We start from the raw sequence: 18,209 nt of genomic DNA, 5'->3' as shown, positions 1-18,209 counted from the left end.
TGCGCCAGGTCATTCACGGCCTGGCGTCCCCTACGGCCCGATTGCTGCCGTCGGCTCGAGGGAGTCGGCGCGATCGCGGGGCGTCCACGCGATCGCCGCGATCGTGGGGCGTCCACGCAATCGCCGCGATCGTGGCCGCGATCGCGGCGATGCCGGCGAGAACCAATGCCGTCGACGGGAGGCCGATGAGCGCCCCGAGGATGCCGGCCGCGGGGTAGGTGACGATGAAGCAGGCGTGCGAGAGGGAGAACTGCGCGGTGAACACGGCTGGCCGGTTCGTGTCGTTCGATGCGCGCCGCAACAGCCGGGCCGACGGCGTCAGGATCAGGGCGGTGGCAGCACCGAGGTAGAGCCAGGTCGTCATGAGAGCCACCCAACTCGCTGTGGTCGTCGGCAATGAGGTCGCTATCGCGACGGCAATGAGCCCGATTGGCAGTGCACCCGCGCCGCCGAGCATGACGGCTCGGTCGGGCAACGCATCCAGCACCGCGGGGAGGGCGAGCGCCACGGTCATCGACCCAGCGCCGTAGGCGGCAAGCAGTAGAGCGACGTCCGTTTGGGGTCGGCCGAGGTCTCCCTGCACCAGTACGACGGTGTTCACGATCACCATGGCCGTCGCCGACGCGACGACGAGGTTCATGGCGAGGAGGCTGCGCAATGCGGGGGTGCACCAGAAGACTCTGGCGCCGCGAGTGAGTCGCTCCGCGAACGGGGTCGGCGCAGCCTGCCTCATTGCGGGGAAGGTAGTCGAAAGCACCAGAATCGCCGAGCCAACGAACCCGACGAACGTGCCGACGAACAGGTTGTGGTAATTGATCACGGTGAGCAACACCGCGGCCAGGAACGGACTGACGAGGGCTTCGGTGTCGTAGGCAAGCCGCGACAACGAGAGCGCGCGGGTGTAGTCCCGCTCATCCCGCAGGATCTCCGGGATCACGGCTTGAAACGCGGGGGTGAAGGTCGCCGATGCGGACTGGAGCACGAAGATCAGAACGTAGATCTGCCAGACCTCTGTGACGAAGGGAAGGCTGATCGCGATCGCGGCGCGGAGCACATCCGCAGCGACGAGCAGCACTTTCCGTGGCACGTGGCTGGTCACCGCGGCGATCACCGGAGCGAGGCCCACATACGCCAACATTTTGATGGTGAGCGCCGTGCCGAGCACGATGCCGGCGTCGCCACCGGCGATGTCGAACGCGAGCAGCCCGAGCGCAACGGTCAGCAGACCCGTTCCAAGCAGTGCGACAATCTGGGCGCTGAACAGCTTCGCGTAGGCGCTGTTGCGAAGGACCCTAAGCATTGGCGATGGTCCCGCCGGTCGCGGAAGACGGATGCTCGGCCCGGTGGTGTGCCGGGTGGATGTCGAGGGCGTGCTCGGCCTGGAAAATTGCGTCTGCGACCAGCTGCCGGGCGTGCTCGTTCGCAAGCCGGTAAAACACTCGATTCCCCTCGTGGCGCGTCGCAACGATCCTGGCGAGCCGCAGCTTTGCGAGGTGCTGCGAGACCGCGGCGGGTGGCTTGTCGACGGCATCGGCCAGTTGGTTTACCGACAGTTCTTGGTCGCGGAGGGCGAGGATGATGCGAACCCGAGTCGCGTCAGCCAGCATCGAGAAGACCTCAACGGCAAGCTCGACGTACTGGCTGTCAGGGGACAAGCCGCAAATTCGCGTATCTGCATTCATATGCAGATTGTTGCACGGTACCGCCGGGGATCGACACGGGCAGACCGCCGCCGGGCGAGGGGCGGTCATGGCATCCGGCATCCGAGCTGCTGCCAGTCACGATTACCGAGAAGTTGCCCCCAACTGTGTCCCAGAACACACAACAGTGGCCGTGGCACTGCTTACAATTTTTTGGACACGGGAGACAAGTATGAAGAAGCGAACACCCATCATCGTCGTGGCAGGCGTCGCTGTCGCCGCTGGTGCCATCCTGCTCGCGCAGTCGACCACGACGGACCCGGCGCCCGTGACCGCTGTCGGCTCGTCCGCCGCGTTTCAGGAGTACACGCCGGAGGCGGTGTCGTCGGCGACTACTGACGCGACGGTGGTGCTGTTCTTCCATGCCACCTGGTGCTCCACCTGCAAGCTGCTCGCGGACGACATCACGGCCAATGCCGACAGCATCCCCGACGACGTGCAGATACTCCTCGTCGACTTCGACACCGCCACCGATCTGAAGCAGAGATACGGCGTCACCCTTCAACACACCCTTGTTCAGGTGGATTCGAACGGGGACGCCATCGAACAGTGGCACCTCACCCGAACCCTCGGCGAGTTGCTCGACTCGTTGGTCTAGTCGGCCATGGAACTTCTGCCACTGTCGCTGCTCGCGGGGGTGCTGACCGTTCTCTCGCCCTGTGTACTGCCGCTGCTGCCCGTGGTCCTCGCGGGCTCGGCGGCCGGGAGCAAGCGTGCGCCCTACATCGTGATCGGCAGCCTCGCGGTCTCCGTCGTGGTCTTCACCCTGCTCATCAAGGCGACCACGGCCCTGCTCGGCGTGCCGAGCAATGTGTGGCTGATCGTGTCAGGCAGCCTGGTCGCCTTCATCGGCGCCTCTCTGGCATTCCCGAAAATCTGGGACACCATCTCGAGCAGGGTGGGGCTGCAGTCGGCGGCCGGAACTCTCGCCGATCGCTCGGCGAACAAGACCGGCACGGCGCGCAGTGTGCTGCTCGGCCTCTCGCTCGGGCCGGTGTTTACCAGCTGTAGCCCGACCTACGGGCTCATCCTCGCGGTTGTGCTCCCGGCCGACACCGGTGAGGGCATCGCGAACATCATCGCGTACACGCTCGGTTTGAGCGCGGTCATGCTCGCGGTGGCGATGGGTGGGCGCTCGGTCACCAGGCGGCTCGGCTGGGCCACCGACCCCGAGGGCAAGTTTCGCCGGGGCCTCGGTGTGTTCCTCGTCATCGTGGGCCTGCTGATCGCCACCGGCACGATCAGGACTATCGAGGCCTGGCTGATCGACCGTGGTCTGCTCGGTGCGGTGGTGCTCGAGCAGGGCTTCCTCGATTCGGTGGGAGAGAACGAGCCGCCGGATGCCGCGGAGGCCGAGATACCGAGCTTCCTGCGGCAGTCGTTCCCCGACACGGACTGGTCGAAGGCTGATCCCGCGATCGGGCAGGCGCTGAGCGGAGGCCCCCCGAAAGACGGCATTCCGGCGATCGACGACCCGAGCTTTGTACCGGTCGCGGAGTTCAGCAACCCCGACGACGTGCAGGCGCTGCTGGTGGTCGGTGATACCGAGGTGAAGGCCTACCCCTACAACATCCTGGTGTGGCACGAGATCGTGAACGACACGATTGACGGCACCCCGATCGCCGTCACGTTCTGCCCGCTGTGCGGCAGCGCCGTCGTATTCGAGCGGATGCTGCCGGGCGGCGAAGCAACCACCTTCGGTGTCAGCGGTGGCCTCCTCGAGAGCAACATGATCATGTTCGATCGTGTGACCGAGACACTCTGGCAGCAGAGCACGGGCATGGCGCTCGCTGGGCAGCACTACCCTCACGAGCTCGAGCTGCACCCGTTCCAGTTGTTGACCGTCGGGGAGATCAAGGAGCTGTATCCCGAGGCAGTGATCCAGAGTGACGACACCGGCTATGCGCGCGACTACTCCCGCAACCCCTACGCGGGGTACGACGAGAGCGGGGGCTTCTACTTCAGCCCGAGCGAGGTCGATGAGCGGTACCAGGCCAAGGAGATCTTCGTCGCCTTCACGGTCAACGAAACGCGGGTGGCGGCCCCGTGGCTCGCCCTCGAGAACGGGCGCCGCTACGAGACGGATGTCGACGGAGAGCGGGTTGCCCTCAGCAAGACGGACGGCGAACTGGTGATCAGCGGGGCGGACGGCACCGAGATCCCCTTCTACTTCGAGATGTGGTTCAGCTGGGCAGTTCAGAACGACGACGGCGTGGTCTTCGATCCCGCGGGATAAGAGGGTGGGTGCTGACTGGAGTGCGGCGGGCTGAGCCCCGGAGGAGCACGCTCGTCCAGCGCGGGGAGAAGTTCACGACGAGATACGCGACGTTCGGATTCACCGACGGCGGGGACCTCGAAGATGGCGACTGTCGCCGACGGCGTTCGCCCTGACCGCGGGCCGACTGTTATTGAGCGGTATGTGTGCCCACCTGGATTATCGGGATCGGAAACTGCGAGGCGCGTATCGGGTCTAGCAGGTCATCGGTAATCCCGGCTGTGAAGTCGTCGACCTCTAGTACTTTGAAGAGCGCCTCGCGGCCGAACTTGGAGCTGTCCGCGACAAAGAAGGCTTCCTTAGCGATCGAACGCATTAGCCTCTTGAGCTCAACTTCGTAGCTGCTCGTGTGATAGAGCCCATCGTCGCAGACGGTGTCCGCGCCGAAAATGGCCACGTCAACTCGCAAGTTCTCGAGTTGCAGACCTGCTGCCGGGCCCCAGGTCGTGTAGATGTCGGGCAGCAATTCTCCGCCAATGAAGACTAGGTGCGCCGAACGCCGCTGAGCGATCTCCATTGCAACGCGGAGGTCGTTAGTCACCACGGTAAGGCGGCGTCGTGTCAGGTGACGCGCAACCTCCAGAGTCGTGGTGCCTCCGTCCAGCAGAACGGTCTGACCTTCAAGAATTCGCTCGGCCATCGCCTTGCCAATGGCGGACTTCTCCGCGAGGTGCAACTCTTCTTTGAACTGATGCGGTGTTTCCGATTGCTTGACCGGGATCGCACCTCCATGAGTTCGCTGGACGAGATCCATCGCCTCGAGTCGTTCGAGGTCGCGCCGGATGGTCGATGCGGTCACAGCGAAGCGTGCAGCGAGCGCATTAACGGACTGGAAACCCTGGTCCTTGAGGGCCTCAACGATCTCTGCCTGTCGTGACACGCGTCTACCTCCCCTGCTCAGCGTTGAACCTGTACTAACTGGAGGCTAGCGCCGGCAGTGGTCAGATTGCAAAAATACTGCGCGAAAGTGCGCATCGGCGTACTGCCGTGCGCTGGGGATGTCGCAGGTCGAAACGCCGATATCGCCGCGCTAGTGCTCCGGTTCGAGCGTAATCGGAGCCGTCAAGACGAGGAGTGGCAGGCCACTTCGCGAGCAATAGGCCAGTAATGCGCGGTGTCATGCTCATTTATGCGCAATGGCTGCGCATTATCGCTTGACATTCTGTGCATATTGCAGATAATTTCATCCCATAGCGCGCATCCCTAAGTGTGCTGCACCAATCGTGGCCTCGGCCGCGACACGTTCACAAAGGAGTAAACGGAATGAATCGCAAGCACGCCCTCAGGGGCACAGCACTGCTCTTGGGAGCGTCACTCGCCCTCACCGGCTGTACGTCAGTAGGCACGATCGCAGGCGAGCCGGACAGCGCGGAGTCGTCCGAGGAAATGGTCATGGTGACGGTCGTCAAGGCCCAGACCATCCCGTGGTTCCAGCGCATGGCAGTCGGCGTCCAGTCCTTCGCTGACAGGACTGGTGTTGACGCTCGCCAGGAGGGCGCAGATGACGTCAGTCCGGAGAAGCAGGTCCAGATCGTTCAGGACCTCATCGCGCAGAAGCCCACAGCGATCACCGTGGTGCCCAACTCGCCCGAGGCTCTCTCGTCGGTACTCAAGCAGGCGCGAGACCAGGGAATCATCGTCGTTTCCCACGAGGCGACTGGTATCGACAACGTCGACATCGACATCGAGGCCTTCGACAACGCGTCGTACGGCTCAGAGATCATGGACAACCTGGCGGACTGCATGGGCGGAACGGGTGAGTATGTCCAATTCGTTGGCGGACTGACAGCACAGACGCACATGGAGTGGGTCGGCGCGGCCTATGAGAATCAGACCGCGAACTTCCCCGACATGACGCGCGTTGAGACTCCAATCGAGAGCACCGACGACCAGGGCACCGCATACGAGCGTGCCAAGGAAGTCCTTGCCAAGTACCCGAACATCGCCGGATTCCAGGGGTCCGCCGGAAATGACGTTCCCGGCATCGCTCGTGCAGTGCAGGAGGCGGGCCTCGAGGATCAGGTTTGCGTGATGGGCACGTCCATCCCCTCCGTGGCAAACCAGTACCTTGCCGATGGCTCCATCGACAAGATCTTCTTCTGGGACCCCGCTCTCGCAGGTGAGGCGCAGCTCGCTATCGCACTGATTCTGGCTGAGGGCGGCACCATCGAGGAAGGCACCGACCTCGGCGTAGAGGGTTACACCTCGCTCAAGAAGCTGGATGGCTACGACAACGTCTTCGTTGGGGCTGCTTCGGTCGCTGCTGATGCCGAGACGGCTGCAGGGTACGACTTCTAGGCAATCGAGTTCGGCTCGGGGCGCGTATCCGACTGGTGCGCGCCCCGATGCTCGAGTTGGAAAGGTAATCTCATGACTTCCACGCCCATTTCCCAGTTGCCATCACCCTTTGTCTCCGCACGGGGAATCTCCAAGAGCTTCGGCGGAGTTCCCGCCCTTGTCGACGTTTCGATCGAACTGATCCCAGGCGAAGTGCACTGCCTCGCAGGGGAGAACGGCTGCGGCAAGTCAACTCTCATCAAAATCATCTCGGGCGCGGAGCGACCCGACTCGGGACAGATTGTCATCGACGGTGTCTCGCACGGCCAGATCAACGCCCATGCTGCTATCCAGAGCGGCATCCAGGTCATCTACCAAGACTTCTCGCTCTTTCCCAATCTGACAGTGGCTGAGAACATCGTGCTGACCGCGGAAGTAGCGAGCGGGCGGCGTCTCTACTCCCCAGGGTCGGTCAGGCCAAGGGCCGAGGCGATTCTGCGGGAACTTGAACTAGACCTCGACCTCGATCGCGAGGTAGGCGACCTATCGGTGGCCGACAAGCAACTCACCGCGATCTGCCGTGCGCTCGTCAACGATGCGCGCGCGATAATCATGGATGAGCCGACCACTGCCCTCACCCACACCGAAGTGAGGCGGCTTTTCGCACTCGTGGAGCGCCTTCGCGAGCGGGGCGTCGCCTTAATGTTTGTGTCCCACAAGCTTGAAGAGGTGCTCGCCATCTCCCAGAGGCTCACCATCATGCGATCGGGGCGCCAGGTCGTGAGCGGGCTGACCTCCGAATTCGATCAGCGTTCGATTTCGCACCACATGACGGGTCGCGAAGTCGATGAATCGCGGGTAGTGAGCGTCCTCGACTCGACTGCGCCTCTCGCTCTCGAAGTAACCAATCTCTCCCTTGCCGGCGCGTACCGTGATGTTTCCTTTGCACTACGCCGCGGGGAAATCCTTGGTGTGACAGGTCTGCTTGGGTCGGGTCGCACCGAGATCGCCGAGTCCCTTTTTGGGGTTACCCCCGCTGACGAGGGCGAAATTCGCGTCGCCGGTGAGCTTGTGCCGATTCGCACGATCCAGGATGCCGTGTCAGCTGGAATCGGATATGTCCCAGAGGACCGCCTGTCGCAGGGCCTGTTCCTCGAAAAGTCGATCGCGGACAACATAGTTGCGGCCTCACTCGAATCGCATCGGACTCGATGGGGCACACTCAATCGCGCTGGGATCGCCGACACGATCAAGCGGTACTTCGTGGGCTTGAAAATCAATGCGCCGAACGCACAGTCGCCGGTTCGCACACTCTCGGGCGGAAACGCTCAGCGCGTGGTCCTTGCGAAATGGTTGGCAACCGCACCGACCGTGCTCATGCTCAACGGGCCAACTGTGGGTGTGGATATTGGTTCCAAAGAGGAGATTCTGGAGTTGCTGCGCGTCGAAGCGGCGAAGGGCATGTCGGTGATTGTCATCTCCGATGACGCGCCAGAGCTCGTCGCGTCGTGCCACCGGGTCCTCGTTATCAAGCAGGGGCGCCTGACCCACACCCTCGAGGGAGATCAGATCACCGTGGATACGATTCAAGAGCGGATGTCAGCCTGATGGGTGCGCTGCGAAGTCTGCGAGGTTCAAACAACGAGGGCGTGCTCGCGCTTGTGCTGGTCGGCCTGATAGTGGCGATGTCAATCGCCAACCCCAGCTTCTTTACCCTTAACACCGGGTTCTCTATCTTGCGAAGCTCAATTGTTCCGGTGGTATTTGCCCTCGGCGTTCTGATCGTAGTGATCACGGGCGGGATCGACGTCTCCTTTGCCGCGATCGCGATCTTCGCGGGCTACGCCACGGTGTCATTTTGCCTCAACGCGGGCTTTGATCCCGGCCTGCCAGGGATCTTCGCGATCGCGATCGCGGTCGGCGCCGCCTTGGGGCTCGTCAACGGCATAGTCATCGCCCAGTTCAACCTGCCCACGTTAATCGTGACGCTCGGCACCCAGGGTGTGTTCTTCGGAGCGATGTACACCTGGGTCGGAGCCAGCTACTACGCCGAGCTGCCGGGGTCGATGGCGGCTCTCGCCACCAGCAATCTGCTCGACGTCACGACGAGTGCAGGGCGTGCCTACTTACATGTGTTGGTCGTGCCCGTTCTGCTGCTCTGCGTGCTTGTCGCCTGGGTCCTGAAGCGCACCATGTTCGGCCGCTCGCTCTACGCTATGGGCGGCGATCTGGAGGCAGCGCGCCGAGCCGGATTCCTGGTCAAACGCACTCAGGTGTCTGTGTACGTTCTGGTTGGCGCCCTCGCGGCGATCGCAGGAGTCATCCACATCGTCCTCAGCCGAAGTGCGAATCCGCGCGACCTGGTCGGCGGCGAACTGGACATCATCGCTGCTGTGGTGCTCGGTGGTGCATCGATCTTCGGCGGCCGCGGTTCGGTAATCGGCACGGTACTGGGCGTGCTTTTGATCCAAGTGATCAAGAACAGCCTCCTACTGGTGGGGGTGCCGAGCGCGTGGCTGCGTACCGCGGTCGGTGTCTTGCTCGTTCTCGGTGTCGGCATTCAGGCGATTGCAGCCCGGAGGAATTCCCGGCGGATGCGTGTGATCGAGGATCTCGACACCGCGCAGAAGCAAGAACAGAAGGTGGGATCATGAGCCGCAACACGAAGGTGCGCAACGAGCCGCCTACGACGAACGCACAATCGCTGCGACAGTTCAACGACCAACTTGGAGGCTGGACGAGCCAGTTCGTGCGGCGAACGGGCGCACACCAGGGTGCCGGGCGAATGGTTGTCGCGCTGTTGCTGGCGGTCACTCTGTTCACCGTCCTCAACCCGCGAGTCTTCCTGAGCCCGATTAACCTTCAGAACATCGCTGTTGCTGCACCAGAGATCGGCATCATTTCAATCGCAATGATGGTCGTCATGCTCACCGGTGGAATCGATCTGTCACTTGTGGCCATAGCCAATTTCTCGGCAATCACCATCTCGACGTTGCACACCGCGATCGCAGCAAGCGACCCCGACCTCGCAAACAATCTCGGAATCCTCATCGTGCTCGCCGGAATGGCAGTCGGAATGCTCGGCGGAGCGTTCAACGGATTCCTTGTCAGCGTCGTGGGGATCACGCCGATCCTGGCAACCCTCGCGACGATGCAGATCTACAACGGAATTGCGATCGTCTGGACTGGAGGATCGACCCTATACGGTGCGCCGACAATGCTCGGAGCAATCGGCCAGGCGGCTGTTGCCAATGCGCCACTGCTCTTCATTATCTTCCTGGCAGTTGCCATCCTCGTTGCCGTCCTCATGAACCGAACTGCGTTAGGTCGCATGATTCAGCTGGAAGGTGCCAACCCTGTAGCGGCGCAGTATTCGGCGATTCCGCGACGGTCCGTGCTCCTGAAGACCTACACCCTCGGCGGGCTACTTGCCGGGCTCGCGGGAGTGCTGTTTTTGGCACGAAACCCAACGGCGTCGGCTGACTACGGCTCGTCTTACGTCCTTCTGGTCATCGTCATCGCCGTGCTTGGAGGGACGAAGCCCACTGGTGGCTTCGCGTCAGTTTCCGGGGTCGTGCTGGCTACTCTCACGCTGCAGGTGGTGTCGAGCGGGTTCACCGCAATTCGGCTTTCGTCGTATGAGTACGCCATCGCCCAAGGCGTGATCTTGATCACAGTAATGATTCTCGACTCTGTGTCGTCATCGCGAACGAAACGACCGAAGAAGAAAAATCCACCGCACGACGCTGCGGCCTCCTCCGAGGCAGTACTCCTACGACCCTGATCCGGAAAAGGACCAAGATATGAAAAAAATCATTAACGAACCCGCCTCATTCGTCGACGAATTTGTCGAGGGAATCCTGTTAGCTCACCCCGATCTCCTCAAGAACCCTGCGGATGATCGGCGAGTGTTGGTGCGTGCAGACGCTCCTGTCGCGGGCAAAGTCGGCATCGTCACAGGCGGCGGATCCGGGCACCTCCCGCTGTTCAAGGGATATGTCGGGCGCGGTCTGTGCGATGGAGTGGCCATCGGAAACGTCTTCTCATCCCCCTCGTCTTCTCAGGTCTTGGAGGCGACAAAAGCCGTGAACGGAGGAGCCGGGGTGCTCTACCTCTACGGCAACTACGGCGGCGACGTATTCAACTTCGATCTCGCGGCGGACATGGCGGAGCTCGAGGGAATTCCCACCAAGACAGCTGTCGGGCGAGATGACGTGGCCAGCCAGCCCAAGGAACGTTCCGGGGACCGCCGCGGCGTTGCCGGGATCATGTTCGCATTCAAGGCGGCAGGTGCTGCTGCAGAGCGAGGCGACTCACTCGAGCAGGTCACCGCTGTCGCGGAGGACATCATCGATAACACCGCGACGATGGGAATCGGCCTTTCGCCGACGATCTTGCCCACAACAGCAAAGCCGAGCTTCGAACTCGAAGACGGCGAAATGGAGGTGGGAATCGGCATTCACGGCGAGCCCGGATTCCATCGTGGCGCCCTCGAGACGGCGGACCGGATTGCGGAACGACTTACCGAACGACTCGTAACCGATCTTGCTATCGGCTCGGGTGACCACGTGGCTGTGCTCGTGAACGGCATGGGCGCTACTCCACTCGAGGAGCTCTACCTCCTCTTTCGCCGTGTGCACCAGCTGCTCAGCGAGCAAGGAATCACAATCGACAAAAACTATGTCGGGGAGTATGCAACGAGCCTCGAAATGGCCGGAGCATCCATCTCTCTGCTTGCGCTGAATGATGAGAGGCTTGCCCTCCTCAACGCGCCGGCCGAATCCCCATTCTTCAAGGAAGCGTGAGTCACTCATGAACGGAAACGAAGTAAGCATCGCGATTCGCAATTGTCTCGGCGAGTTCACCACCTACTCAGAAGAGCTCGGCGATCTCGACCAAGCTCTCGGAGACGGGGACCTGGGCATCACAGTGTCGCTGGGAGCGGCCGCTGTCATCGAGGCATTGGAAGCTCTTCCGACGAGCGCCACGCCAACCGAAGTCGTGTTGGCGTGCGCGAAGGCGTTCGCGAACGCAAATCCGTCGACCATGGCGGCGCTGGTCGCCGGTGCACTACTCGCGGGCTCGCGCGTCTGGGGTGATTCACCAACGGTGGTCGGCGACCAAGTCGGGCGATTCGCTCTTGCGGCGGCGGAGTCGATCAGCCAGCGCGGCAAGTCACAGGTCGGTGACAAGACAATCCTCGACGCAATGTTTCCCGCAGCGGAGGCGCTGCTTGAAACTGGCTCGAGCGAAATTGCGCTCGATTCGGCAATCAGCGCTGCTGAGCGCGGGGTCATCGTTTCGAAAGAACTCCAATCCCGCCGCGGTAGGGCGTCGTGGCTGCAGGAGCGCAGCATCGGGCTGCAAGATCCGGGCGCAACCGCTTTCCTGAGGTTCTTGCAGTCGTGGAAGTCGGCGAACGCGCTTGCGGCGTCGGCCCAAATAGGAGACCAGACAAAATGACACAAATTGCATATCTTGGCCTCGGCACAATGGGCATCGGAATGGTGAAGAACCTGCTCGCGGCCGGGCATCAGGTCACGGTCTGGAACCGGTCTGAGGCTCCGGTCGGAGAAGCAGTCGCCGCGGGAGCAACTTCGGCGTCAAGTATCGCGCTTGCGGTGAAGGGCGCGGATGTCGTCATGTACTGCCTCAGCGACGATGCCGCTGTTCGCGCCGTGGTGCTCGCCGAGGGGGGCCTCGCCTCTGTCGTCGACAGCGGCTCGATAGTGATCGATTTGTCGACCATCAGCCCTGAGGCAAGCGCGGATGAGCGCGAGGCACTTGAAGCGAAGGGAGTTCGCTTCCTCGATGCTCCTGTCTTCGGCTCACGCGGCGAGGCCGACAACGGTGGGCTGTGGATTGTGGTCGGAGGCGATCCTGGTACTTTCGACGACGCGCTCGGGGTACTTGAGCCGATCAGCGAGACTGTTCACCTCATGGGCCCAGGCGGTTCGGGCGTTCGCATGAAGCTGGTCGGTAATCTTGTTGTCGCATCGCAGCTTCTCGCCCTCGGGGAGTCCCTGACACTGGCTGCTCAGGCTGGTCTGGACCTCCATAAGGTGCTCGAGGTGCTCAAGGTCACGGACTTCCGTTCGCCCATTTTCGATGGGGTCGGACCTGCGGTGCTTGCTGACGACTATTCGCCATCATTCGCCCTCAAGCTGATGCAGAAGGACAGTCGTCTCATCCAGGACTTCGCGTCGGGCCTCGGTGTGGCCGTGCCTAGTGTGTCGGCCGCGGCCCACTATGTGGATGCTGCAATGGACGCTGGATGGTCAGAGCAGAACGCGTCAGCGCTGATCAAGGCGATTGCCGCGGAGTCCGGAGCGGCATTGTCCCGCGTGGAGTCGTCGGCGCGACAGGAATAACGGCCGGCTAGACGCAACGGCATCGAGGGCGACTCAGGCGGGCGCGGACCACGGATTAGATCATCTGGTTCGCGCCCCTTGGAGCCGATACCACCCCTCGCTACATCGCCGCCCCGATATACGAGTACTTCACAAATACCTCGGAGGCGAGTCCGGTCTCCTCGAGCACGCCCTGCACCGCGGTGAGCATGTACTTCGAGTCCCAGCCCATATAGAGAAAGTGGGCCTCGTCGAGAGCATCCCAGTGGCCGTTCCAAGCCCGCGCCTCGAAGATGGGCCCGCCGCGCCTGGCGCTGAACGCGGTGACCTTGTCGCCGTCGTCGGCCCAGAGCCGGCTGAAGATGCGGTTGAACAGGTACTTGATGTCGGGGACTTCCCAGTGCTCGCCGCGGTACTCGACGTACTCGAATTCCCGCTCCCAGCCGCGCGGCCAGCCGCGCCGCCGTTGGGCGTCGAGGATCGGGGTGAGCCCGTCGTCGTCGATGCCGGCGGCCGTCGAGCGTGCCCAGATCGCCAAAAAGTCGGCCGTGAGACGCCCGGTGCGCTCGGCGATCGCGGCGGTGCCCCAGGCGGGAGAGTCAGCGAGCTCGCGGGTCGAGGGGATCGCGCTCCGCGCGTAGATGGCGGTGCGCTTCTCTGGGAACGAGGCGTCGGCGGCGCGCTCGGCGAACGACTCCTCGAGCAGGGTGAGGTTTCCGAGCGAGTCGGCGAGCGCCCGATGGCTGTTTTGCTCGTCGTCGCTGTAGTCGGCCCACTCCCGCACCCCATCGCCGCTCCACGCGTCACCGGGTCCAAGCGGAAAGATGTGCTCGACGTCGAGCTCGGCCAGGCTGTCGACACCGGAGAGGCGACCGAGAACGTAGGCGGCGTGGGGGAGCGCGCCGTATTTGAGTTCCACCCGCACGCGTGCATCCGACGGGGTGATCCGGGCGATCGCGGCGTCGAGGCTCGCAGGCCCCTCGTCCCGGGCGCGGCAGAGGCGCGCCACGAGCCGGTCGTTGCTGAGGCCGACCACGGTCCTGCGCAGCAGCAGCGACTGGATCTGCTCCAATGCGCTGATCAGGGCATCCCGGTCCATCATGCGGCGCGAGTAGTCGCGGTAGGCGCGCATCACGAGCGGGTACATGCCCCGCCCGACGGTGTTGACGTAGCCGAGTTGCCGGGCCAGCTCAGCGTCCGGCTCGAGCGCCGGCTCGAGGAGGATTCGGTACACCGCCGAGTATGCGGCCCATTCTGCGGCAAGCGTGCGAAGCGTCTCGAGGTCGAGGCGCGGGAACTCGTGCCGGAACGCGTCGTACACCCCGCGTCCGCCGCTGACGTCGATCTCGCGGCCGGTCGTCATGACCAGGTAGTGGCGCCAGAAGTTGGCGATGGACCCCCCGGTGTTCTGCTCGATCGGCAGCCAGAAGGACGCCTCGATCTCGGTCTGCTCGGCATGCGACAGGCCCATGAGCACGTAGTTGTGGATGAGCTCGTGGTCGCGGAGTGGCTCGCCGGTGGAGTTGAGGCTCTCGAAGATCTGCTGGGCGTTGGCGTCTGCGCCGAGGGTGATGGCCACGTGCTCGAGCCGCTGCAGTCCCGCCCAGATGCGCGGCACCTCCTCGGCGGGAACCTGGCTGCGGAAGAAGGCGTAGTTGTCATCGAAGCGCGAGTCGCGCAGCTCGTCGCCGGCCAGCCGTCGGCCGAGCACGACGCTCTCGAAGACGTCGGCCCAGGCCCGATGCGGGCGGAGCTTGGTTCGGCTGCCGTCGCCAGCAAGCACGAGCACCTGCTCCAGTTCGGTGGCGAGCGCGTGATCGCCGAATTGCTGGCCCTGAACGGTGTGGTGCAACGCCGCGATCAGCAGCATGAGCGTGGTGATGCGCTGCTGGCCGTCAATGAGCACGAGCTCCTCGGATGCCGTGCTCCCGGCGGAGAGGATCGAGCCGATGAAGTGCCGGTGCAGGTCGTCCGAGTCGGCGACGGCGCGGATGTCGGCGAGCAGCTGCTCGCATCCGCCGATGTCCCAGCGGTACTGGCGTTGATAGACGGGCACCACGATGGTGGTGTCCGCGGCGGAGAGCCAGCGAATCGTGTTGACCGCGGTCGCAGTGATGTTGGTGGCAGTGGCCATGTTGACCAACTGTATCCGAAGGTAGGCTTACCTAAGTTGGGCCTGTTAAAACGTGCTGGCCCCTGACGAAAGGACATGATCTCGATCATGGGTTACATCAAATCTGCTGCACTCGACGAGACCGGCTACGTGGTACTCGACCGCTACAACCAGGAGCTCGACCCGAAGGAGTGGCTCGACATCGAGTATGTCGACTGGAAGTCCTCCGGCGAGACCCGCTTCGCTCCGCTCGCCAGCGCATTCGGCGAGATCGAGGTCAACGGATTCTGGAACCACAAGCCGCCGCGCACCGACAAGGACGGCGTGTGGATCGACTCGCAGGTCGAGACGGCACCGAACCTCACTCGTCGCGCCCAGGAGCCGGGCTCCAACGTCGGCCGCTGCCGGGTCATCGAGCTGCTGCCGAACACCTACGCGGACTGCCTCTACAACCTGCACCAGGACGACAACAACCGGCTGAACCCCGATGGCACCGGCTGGGTCGTGCGCGGCTTCTTCAACCTCACCGACGACCAGACCAGCTACTTCGTGCTGCGGGAGAACCGCACCGACCCGAGCGTCGAGTACCGCATTGCGCTGCCGGCCGGCGCCCAGCTGATCATCGACACTCAGCGGCTCTGGCACGCCGCCACCCACCTCGGCGCCGACCCGCGCTATTGCCTGATCACCTCGTGGGAGTCGGGGCCCCAGCTCGACGCCTACATCGCGAAGCACAACGGTGTGAGCCGGGTGCCCAACGTCGAGGTGGCGCAGGACGTTCTGGATGCCGGACAGGCCGAGCAGACGCGTCGCATCGCGGCCCGTGCCGCGTACTACGCCGCCAAGGGCCAGGCCGAGAAGACGGCGATGAGCGAGGCCTGATCCTCGCGATCGGCGCTGGTTAGACCAGCTTCACGGAACGCCCTCCTCCGGGAGGGCGTTTTGTGTGGACCCTCGTTCGCGTTTGGAACCCCGTCATGTGGATGAGGCGATACGTACCGGGCCGGGCAGGTGTCCTCGGCAGTTTCGAACATGAACAGATTGTTAACTCTCGACACTAGTGAGGACTTTCGCCCCGAGACTCTGTCACTGTTTTCTCCTACTATGGGGGATAGCATCAAGGAGGTCACACGTGGGTGTTTTGCTCTACGGCACCGGAATGACAAGGTTCGAGTTCGACGACCGGGTTCTCATCCACCTGCAGCTCGTGATCACGGCGAAGCTCCGCCGGGACGAGCGGTTCATGTGCACGTGGACGCTGCCCGTCGACACCGGCGGAGGACGCGTGAGCATCTGGTTCGACCCGAACATCCCCGTGTGCTTCCAGTACTCGAAGGTGGCGGTTGGGCCGGTGAACGCGGTGTGGCTCGAGGAGCTGATGAGGTGCGCGAACAGCGTCGGTGGGCTGCACGTGCTCCCTGAGCCGCTCGCCGCTCCGACGCAGCAGCTCGCGGAAGCCGGCGCGGGGTAGCCCGTCAGGTTGGCAGGGTCATACCGACAGTGGCAGGTCGGCGATAACGCTCCAGCCCGACGAGGTGGGGCCGGCAGATGCTGATCCGCCCAGCTCCTCGGCTCTGTCGATCATGGAGGCGACTCCCACACCGGGGGCCCAGTCCTGCCCGCGGGATCCATTGTCGGTGATCACGATCCGCAGCGACGCACCCATCGAGATGTCGATGGTGCAAGAGGTTGCCCCGGAATGTCTCAGGGCGTTCGCGAGCCCCTCGCTGACGATCCTGTACGTGGCCAGCTCGGTGGCGGGGGAGAGGCCCGCCATCTGCGCTGGCATCGTCGCGGTAACGACGAGGCGGCGATCGCTGTCGTTGTTCGCGCTCGCGACTCGCCTCATCAGCGCGCCCTCGAGGCCGTGCTTGTCGAGTTCGATCGGGCGCAATCCGTAGACGACTCGGCGAACGTCGTTGATCGACGACCGCACCTGCTGGCGCAACTCCCCAAGGAGTTTTAGTGCCCGATCAGGGTCACTTCGCACGAGGTTCGACACCGCATCGGCGCGGAAGGCGACGCTGGTCAGGTCGGGGCCGAGTCCGTCATGCAGGTCACGGTAGAGCCGTTGCCGCTCCCATTCCCGGGCCTGCACGATGGTGGCGCGTGCCGCGCGCACCTGGTCGGTCAGTTCGATCGCGTGGTGCGCGACCGCCAGCGGGGTCGCGATCATCGTCAGTGTCCGGAGGTCGGAGGGGTGTATGGAACGCTCTCCGCGACGCAGGCCGACATGGAGAGTTGCCAGTGGTTCGCCGCGGTGGCTCAGAGGCACCGAGGCGGCGGGCGCGTCGGCGTCGAGCTGGCCAGCCGTTGCGACCTGATAATCATCGGTGCTGCGGATCGACAGGTAGGGGAGCTTGAGGTCGAGGCGTGCGCGCTCCAGAAGGTTGACGAGATCGTCGTCGGTTCGCTGCATGCGCTCCGACATTCGGAAGGCAGCCCCAGCGAGGTCCCCGCGAGAGCCATAGAATGCCCGGTTGATCAGCCGCTGGAACAGCAGCCGCACGGGGGTGAACGCGACGGCGACCAGGATGGCCGCCGCGATCGACAGGCCGCGCTCGGCGTCGCTGGGAACCAGTAACGCGGTCGCCGACACCAGGGTCGCGTAGACCGCGATGACCGTCGCAATGGCCAACGTGTACACGAGCGTGCGTGAGAGCACAAGGCGGATATCCAGCAGCCGGTAGCGCACGATCGCGATTGCGATGGCGATGGGCACGAGCGAAATGCCCAACAGCGGCAGGATCGGGCCATTGCCCGTGGCCCACCGCTGGGAATTCAGCACGCCCGCCGCCACGATGGCGAGAATCAGCCACAACAGCTGGCTCTTCGTCTGCTCGTCGCCGTTGCGGTACCGCGTGACGAGAGAGGCGGCGACAAGCGCATAAAGCGCACCGCCCACGATGCTGACCGCTGCGGCCAGCCCGGTGGCAGGGACGTACCCGGAGGAGAGTATCGATACCGTCGCCGGGCTCCCGAGCAGGGATTCGGGCGACAGCGCGGCGGTGACGACGTTGTAGCCCGTCTGCACAATGACGGCAACGGCGACCGCGCGCCACCATCGGGAGGGGAGTCGGCCGGTGGGGAACAGCAGCAGCGCGAGGAGGAAGAGGCCGGGGAGTCCGATCAGCCAGCCGAGGTGGAACACGGTGGTCAGCGATCGGGTGGTCGTCTCCGGCCAACCGCTCTCGACGCCGAACCTGAGGACCATCGCCAGGCCTGCGGCGACAAGATGGCCGAGGCCGCTCGCCAGAAACAGCCAACCGACGGCATTTTTCGGCCGGAACCACCCAATGAGGCCACCGGACACCAGGCAGCTGAGCCCGATGACGATGTTCGTGAGCGTGTAGCTCTCGACGATCACCCGCCAGGGCGTACTCGAGGCGATCGTGGACGTGATCACGAACGCGGCGAGCGCCGCGCCGATTGAGACGAGGGCGATGACGATGATGAGTCGCCAGCGAAGCATCGGGGCGCGTGATCGGCTCACC

16 protein-coding genes are annotated in these 18,209 nt (G+C 63.6%); 11 read left to right on the top strand and 5 right to left on the bottom strand.

The genetic code is table 11. The features are described from left to right. Positions 1 to 13: 13 nt before the first annotated feature. Both BHD05_RS12175 and BHD05_RS12170 read right to left on the bottom strand, forming a co-directional pair. Positions 14 to 1,300: an MFS transporter gene (locus BHD05_RS12175; protein ID WP_161886669.1), complete on the bottom strand. Its 1,287-nt coding sequence runs from the start codon at positions 1,298 to 1,300 to the stop codon at positions 14 to 16. Continuing rightward, entirely contained in the window at positions 1,293 to 1,682 is a 390-nt protein-coding gene (locus BHD05_RS12170) for an ArsR/SmtB family transcription factor (RefSeq protein ID WP_161886668.1), read from the bottom strand. Before BHD05_RS12170 ends, BHD05_RS12175 begins: the two co-directional genes overlap by 8 nt. Before the next feature lie 190 nt (positions 1,683 to 1,872). On the opposite strand from BHD05_RS12170, the gene BHD05_RS12165 reads away from it, so the two are divergent. Then, positions 1,873 to 2,298: a thioredoxin domain-containing protein gene (locus BHD05_RS12165; RefSeq protein ID WP_161886667.1), complete on the top strand. Its 426-nt coding sequence runs from the start codon at positions 1,873 to 1,875 to the stop codon at positions 2,296 to 2,298. Positions 2,299 to 2,304: 6 nt separating this feature from the next. Next, positions 2,305 to 3,936: a DUF3179 domain-containing (seleno)protein gene (locus tag BHD05_RS15955; RefSeq protein WP_236966530.1), complete on the top strand. Its 1,632-nt coding sequence runs from the start codon at positions 2,305 to 2,307 to the stop codon at positions 3,934 to 3,936. Positions 3,937 to 4,105: 169 nt separating this feature from the next. Here BHD05_RS15955 and BHD05_RS12155 read toward each other — a convergent pair whose 3' ends face one another. Next, positions 4,106 to 4,855: a DeoR/GlpR family DNA-binding transcription regulator gene (locus BHD05_RS12155; protein ID WP_161886666.1), complete on the bottom strand. Its 750-nt coding sequence runs from the start codon at positions 4,853 to 4,855 to the stop codon at positions 4,106 to 4,108. Between the two features lie 383 nt (positions 4,856 to 5,238). Between BHD05_RS12155 and BHD05_RS12150 the strand changes: the two genes are divergently transcribed. The 7 genes from BHD05_RS12150 (at position 5,239) to BHD05_RS12120 (ending at position 12,623) form a co-directional block, all read left to right on the top strand. Then, positions 5,239 to 6,273 (top strand): autoinducer 2 ABC transporter substrate-binding protein, encoded by a 1,035-nt coding sequence (locus BHD05_RS12150; RefSeq protein ID WP_161886665.1) that lies wholly within the window; start codon positions 5,239 to 5,241, stop codon positions 6,271 to 6,273. A gap of 72 nt (positions 6,274 to 6,345) precedes the next feature. After that, a complete protein-coding gene (locus BHD05_RS12145) occupies positions 6,346 to 7,860 on the top strand; it encodes a sugar ABC transporter ATP-binding protein (protein WP_161886664.1) in 1,515 nt (504 codons plus the stop codon). Next, entirely contained in the window at positions 7,860 to 8,906 is a 1,047-nt protein-coding gene (locus tag BHD05_RS12140; protein ID WP_161886663.1) for an ABC transporter permease, read from the top strand. The genes BHD05_RS12145 and BHD05_RS12140 overlap by 1 nt, the downstream gene beginning before the upstream one ends. Then, entirely contained in the window at positions 8,903 to 10,036 is a 1,134-nt protein-coding gene (locus BHD05_RS12135) for an ABC transporter permease (protein WP_236966529.1), read from the top strand. The genes BHD05_RS12140 and BHD05_RS12135 overlap by 4 nt, the downstream gene beginning before the upstream one ends. Before the next feature lie 19 nt (positions 10,037 to 10,055). Continuing rightward, positions 10,056 to 11,057, top strand: coding sequence for a dihydroxyacetone kinase subunit DhaK (locus BHD05_RS12130; protein WP_161886662.1), 1,002 nt, complete (start codon positions 10,056 to 10,058; stop codon positions 11,055 to 11,057). Positions 11,058 to 11,064: 7 nt separating this feature from the next. Then, positions 11,065 to 11,715 (top strand): DAK2 domain-containing protein, encoded by a 651-nt coding sequence (locus BHD05_RS12125; RefSeq protein ID WP_161886661.1) that lies wholly within the window; start codon positions 11,065 to 11,067, stop codon positions 11,713 to 11,715. Next, positions 11,712 to 12,623 (top strand): NAD(P)-dependent oxidoreductase, encoded by a 912-nt coding sequence (locus tag BHD05_RS12120; protein ID WP_161886660.1) that lies wholly within the window; start codon positions 11,712 to 11,714, stop codon positions 12,621 to 12,623. The genes BHD05_RS12125 and BHD05_RS12120 overlap by 4 nt, the downstream gene beginning before the upstream one ends. A gap of 100 nt (positions 12,624 to 12,723) precedes the next feature. On the opposite strand, the gene BHD05_RS12115 is transcribed toward BHD05_RS12120, so the two are convergent. Further along, positions 12,724 to 14,736 (bottom strand): DUF262 domain-containing protein, encoded by a 2,013-nt coding sequence (locus BHD05_RS12115; protein ID WP_161886659.1) that lies wholly within the window; start codon positions 14,734 to 14,736, stop codon positions 12,724 to 12,726. Between the two features lie 87 nt (positions 14,737 to 14,823). On the opposite strand from BHD05_RS12115, the gene BHD05_RS12110 reads away from it, so the two are divergent. After that, complete coding sequence (locus BHD05_RS12110; RefSeq protein WP_161887521.1) at positions 14,824 to 15,597, top strand: hypothetical protein; 774 nt, start codon at positions 14,824 to 14,826, stop codon at positions 15,595 to 15,597. Between the two features lie 250 nt (positions 15,598 to 15,847). Next, the gene (locus BHD05_RS12105; protein WP_236966527.1) at positions 15,848 to 16,186 is read left to right on the top strand and encodes a DUF7882 family protein; all 339 of its coding nucleotides are present in this window, start codon (positions 15,848 to 15,850) and stop codon (positions 16,184 to 16,186) included. A gap of 18 nt (positions 16,187 to 16,204) precedes the next feature. On the opposite strand, the gene BHD05_RS12100 is transcribed toward BHD05_RS12105, so the two are convergent. Next, positions 16,205 to 18,208 carry a sensor histidine kinase gene (locus tag BHD05_RS12100; protein ID WP_161886658.1) on the bottom strand — a complete coding sequence of 668 codons (2,004 nt, stop codon included), beginning with the start codon at positions 18,206 to 18,208 and terminating at the stop codon, positions 16,205 to 16,207. Position 18,209 lies beyond the last annotated feature (1 nt).

Origin of the sequence: Marisediminicola antarctica, from assembly GCF_009930795.1 — a bacterium.
Lineage (GTDB): Bacteria > Actinomycetota > Actinomycetes > Actinomycetales > Microbacteriaceae > Marisediminicola > Marisediminicola antarctica.
Note: the sequence above shows the minus strand (reverse complement) of the source record. Positions and strands in the feature narration are given on the sequence as shown.